This is a genomic window from Luteitalea sp. (assembly GCF_022842525.1).
Lineage (GTDB): Bacteria > Acidobacteriota > Vicinamibacteria > Vicinamibacterales > Vicinamibacteraceae > Luteitalea.
On sequence record NZ_JALHPM010000336.1, the window covers coordinates 1 to 3,747 of the forward strand.

The 3,747-nt window shown below is 69.8% G+C and carries 4 protein-coding genes, 1 tRNA gene and 1 pseudogene; 5 read left to right on the forward strand and 1 reads right to left on the reverse strand.

From position 1 onward, the window contains the following. The 5 genes from Q0C41_RS30475 to Q0C41_RS30495 all read left to right on the forward strand — a co-directional run. Window positions 1–652 (forward strand): chemotaxis protein CheD (locus Q0C41_RS30475; protein WP_291990649.1); only part of this gene is annotated, 652 nt, incomplete at its 5' end. Window positions 653–670: 18 nt separating this feature from the next. Beyond that, window positions 671–1,714 carry a chemotaxis response regulator protein-glutamate methylesterase gene (locus Q0C41_RS30480; protein WP_291990651.1) on the forward strand — a complete coding sequence of 348 codons (1,044 nt, stop codon included), beginning with the start codon at window positions 671–673 and terminating at the stop codon, window positions 1,712–1,714. 20 nt (window positions 1,715–1,734) lie between these two features. Then, window positions 1,735–2,490, forward strand: coding sequence for a hypothetical protein (locus tag Q0C41_RS30485; protein WP_291990653.1), 756 nt, complete (start codon window positions 1,735–1,737; stop codon window positions 2,488–2,490). A gap of 35 nt (window positions 2,491–2,525) precedes the next feature. Then, window positions 2,526–3,314, forward strand: coding sequence for a transporter (locus Q0C41_RS30490; protein WP_291990655.1), 789 nt, complete (start codon window positions 2,526–2,528; stop codon window positions 3,312–3,314). A gap of 106 nt (window positions 3,315–3,420) precedes the next feature. Then, a tRNA-Asn gene (locus tag Q0C41_RS30495) sits at window positions 3,421–3,495 on the forward strand. Here Q0C41_RS30495 and Q0C41_RS30500 read toward each other — a convergent pair. After that, window positions 3,481–3,747 (reverse strand): annotated as a pseudogene (locus tag Q0C41_RS30500) (hypothetical protein); the annotation flags it as partial. The gene Q0C41_RS30495 and the pseudogene Q0C41_RS30500 sit on opposite strands and share 15 nt — an antisense overlap.

Sequence of the window (3,747 nt, forward strand, 5' to 3'; positions counted from 1 at the left end):
CCGCCTCGAGTCGCGCCTCGGCCCGAGGCCCGCCAGGCGCCAGCGGCCCGGCGTCGATCGGCGCCTGAAGCACGGCGCGATCGAGTCCGCGGCGCACATGCCGCACACGCATTCGATCAACGTCGGGGGCGTCTTCGCCTCGGCCGAGCCGTCGATCGTGCGCACGATCCTCGGCTCGTGCGTCGCGGCCTGTCTCTACGACCCGCAGACGGGCATCGGCGGCATGAATCACTTCCTGCTGCCCGAGGGACCCGAGCACGACGCTGCGGAGAGCACGCGCTACGGCGTACACGCCATGGAAGTGCTGATCAACGAGCTGATGCATCGCGGCGCCGATCGTCGTCGTCTGCGCGCCAAGGCCTTCGGGGCCAGCGAAGCCATCAAGCACGTCGTCCTCAGCCGCGCGGTGCAGCGCCGCAACGCCGAGTTCATCCGGCACTTCCTCGACGTGGAGGGCATCACGCTCGAGAAGAGCCTGCTCGGCGGGCCGCGACCGCTCGAGGTGATGTTCGCCACCGACAGCGGCCGGGCCTTCGTCAAGGAACTGGCGCTGCCATCGCTGGCTCACCTGGCGAGCGACGAAGACCGCTACAGTGCCGCCCTCATCCGCCCCGTCCGGTCGGATGCCGACGACGACATCACGCTGTTCTGACGCCGGAGAAAAGTGGCCATGACCCGTGTGCTCATCGTGGACGACTCGGCGCTCATCCGCCAGTTGCTCACCCAGATCCTGCAGACCGACCCGCAGATCGAGGTGGTCGCCGCAGTGGCCGACCCGCTGGCGGCGGTCGAGCGCCTGAAGCATGCGACGGTGGACGTGATCACGCTGGACGTCGAGATGCCGCGCATGGATGGCATCACCTTCCTCGAGAAGCTGATGCGCGCCTGGCCCATCCCCGTCCTCATGGTGTCGTCGCTCACCGAGAAGGGCTGCGCGACGACGTTGCGGGCCCTCGAGCTCGGCGCGGTCGACTTCGTGACCAAGCCGAAGATCGACGTGCGGGCCGGCATCGAGGAACTGGGCGAGCAGATCCTCGCGAAGGTGCACGAGGCGGCGCGCGCGAAGGTGCGGCGCCGCGAGTCGTCGGCCGTGGCGCCGGTGCAGGTGCTGCCCAACTCGCAGGCGCTGATCAACAGCACGCACAAGGTCATCGCCATCGGGGCGTCCACCGGCGGCACCGAGGCGCTGCGCGAGGTGCTCCAGGTGCTCCCCGCCGACAGCCCCGGCATCGTCGTCGTGCAGCACATGCCGGAGGCGTTCACCAAGTCGTTCGCCCAGCGGCTCGACAGTCTCTGCCAGATCAAGGTCAAGGAAGCCGAGGACGGCGACCGGATCCTGCCCGGTCATGCCCTGATCGCGCGCGGCAACCTGCACCTCGAGGTCATGCGCAGCGGCGCGACGTACGCCGTGCGGCTGGTCGACGGTCCACCGGTCAATCGCCATCGACCCTCGGTGGACGTGCTGTTCGACAGCTGCGCGCGCTATCTCGGGCCGAACGCGATCGGCGTGATTCTCACGGGCATGGGCAACGACGGCGCGCGGGGCTTGCAGGCGATGCACGCCGCCGGGGCCTTCACCATCGCGCAGGACGAGGCGTCGTGCGTGGTGTTCGGCATGCCGAAGGAGGCGATTGCCGCCGGCGGTGTCGACGAGGTGCTGCCGCTGTCGCGCATCGCACCGGGGATGTTGCGGGCCGTCGCCCAGGCGGCCTGAGTGTCGTGGAGAACGGGACCATGTATCGACGCGCAGGGCAGGTCCTCGTCGCCGCGCTGCTGGTGGCGACGCCGACGTGGGGGCAGATGACACCGGGGGCCGAGCCGGGCGACGTGCTCACCGTGGGCCAGCTGGTGGTGGAGGTCGGCGCCGGCACGAGCCTCGATGCCCAGGACGGGCGATCGACGGCCGGCATGCAGCCACTCGTGCGCGTCGGCGTACTGCCGGGCGTCGAGGTCCTCGCCGGGTCGGGGGGATGGACGTCGGCCTGCTTCGGTCGCTGCGCCTGGTCGCCGACGACGGCGTTCGCGGGATGGCGGGCCTCCCTCCCGACGCAGACGGCCGGCTTCACCACGGCGGTGTCCGGTCTCTTCTACTACCCGACGCGCACCGATCACACCCAGCCGCGCCTGATCGAGAGCAGTTTCCTGTTGCATGTCGATCGCGAGCTGTCGAACGCGGTGCTGCTGACGTTCAACGTGGAGGTCGCCCGCCTGCACGACGAGGCGACGGCGGTGATCCGGCATGGGGAAGGCGTCGGCGTCGTGTGGGCGCGCGAGGGACGCTGGGTGCCGCTGGCCCGGTTCGGCCGCCGCGCGGCGGTGACCGCCGCCTCGGTGGCGTCACCCTGGTTCGTCGAGGTCGGGACCGGGATGCGGACCTCGACGGCCATCGAGTACGAGTTCACGCTCACGCGCGGGCTCACCAGCACCGAACCCGGATGGGGCGTGTCGGCGGCCGTGGCCTACAGCCACGACTTCCGACCGCGCTGGTAGTCGACGTCAGCGAGGCGAGCGACGACATGTCCACCATGGGGAGCAGGCGGCGGCTGGGCGGGTGGATCGCCGCGATGCTCGTGGCCGCGCCCGTCTCGGCACAGCCACCGGCATCCACCGCCGAGGCCGCCGATCTCGTCGCCGATCGTCCCGGCTTCAACGCCCCGGCGTCGGTCGTCGGCGCGGGCGTGGTGCAGGTCGAACTCGGATGGTCCACCGTGCGGTGGCGTGATGGCACCTACGGCAGCATCGGGCCGCAACCGCTCTTGCGTGTGGGTGTCGCGAGACTCGTCGAGGTGCAGGTGGCCAGCGCCGGCCTGGCGGCCGGATGCGTGGCCGACTGCCAGTGGCACGGCACCGACGTTGCCGTCGGCACGCGGGCCCGCCTGCCGCGGGAGCCGTTCGGCGTCGCCCTGGCGGCCACGGGACTCGTGTCCCTGCCCACGGGCGCCACGGCGTTGACGTCCGGATTCGTCGATCCCCTCGTCATCCTGCAGGCCGATCGCTCGCTTGGCGCGTTCTTCGAGCTTTCGTACAACTACCTGTTCACACGCGTGCACGATGAGGACGACGCGCGTGGCTTCGTGCGCAGTGGGCACGGGGTCTCGCTCGGCGCCGCGGCGGGACGGTGGACGCCGTTCGTCGCCGTGGCGTGGCGGCCGGTGCACGTGGAGGGCGACGTGCCGTGGCTGGCGCAGGCGGGCACGGGATTCCGCCTGGCGACCGACGTGCAGCTGGACGTCTCGCTCGATCGGGGGCTGAACGCGGTGGAGCCGTGGTGGGGCGTCTCCGCCGGCCTCGTGGTGCGCCACCGGCCCCGTTGACCTCTGGTGAGGCGGCGCAGTACACTGTCGCTTCGTCGCGGCCGGGTCTGGCGCGACAGGCAGTGCGCGCCCCGCTCCCCGGAGTGCCGGCGCGACCCACCCGAGTTCCTCAGTAGCTCAATGGCAGAGCATCCGGCTGTTAACCGGAGGGTTGTAGGTTCGAATCCTACCTGAGGAGCCATTTCGGATTGAAACTGCGAAAGCCGATTCCCGCAGTTTCCACTCTACGGTTTCCTCCAGACGCTACGAGCGTCTGGAGGAGCGTGGGTTTCGAGCCTTTGATCCTTATTTCGTCAGCTCCGACCTCGACACGCTGGACAAGCGTCTGAACGTGGTGCCGTCGGAAGCTCCCATCTTTCGTCCTGATCTGACGCCGGGCCTCGCTTGCGAAGGCTTCCAATAGCTCAGGTGTGATCTGGTTCGTCTTTCCTTC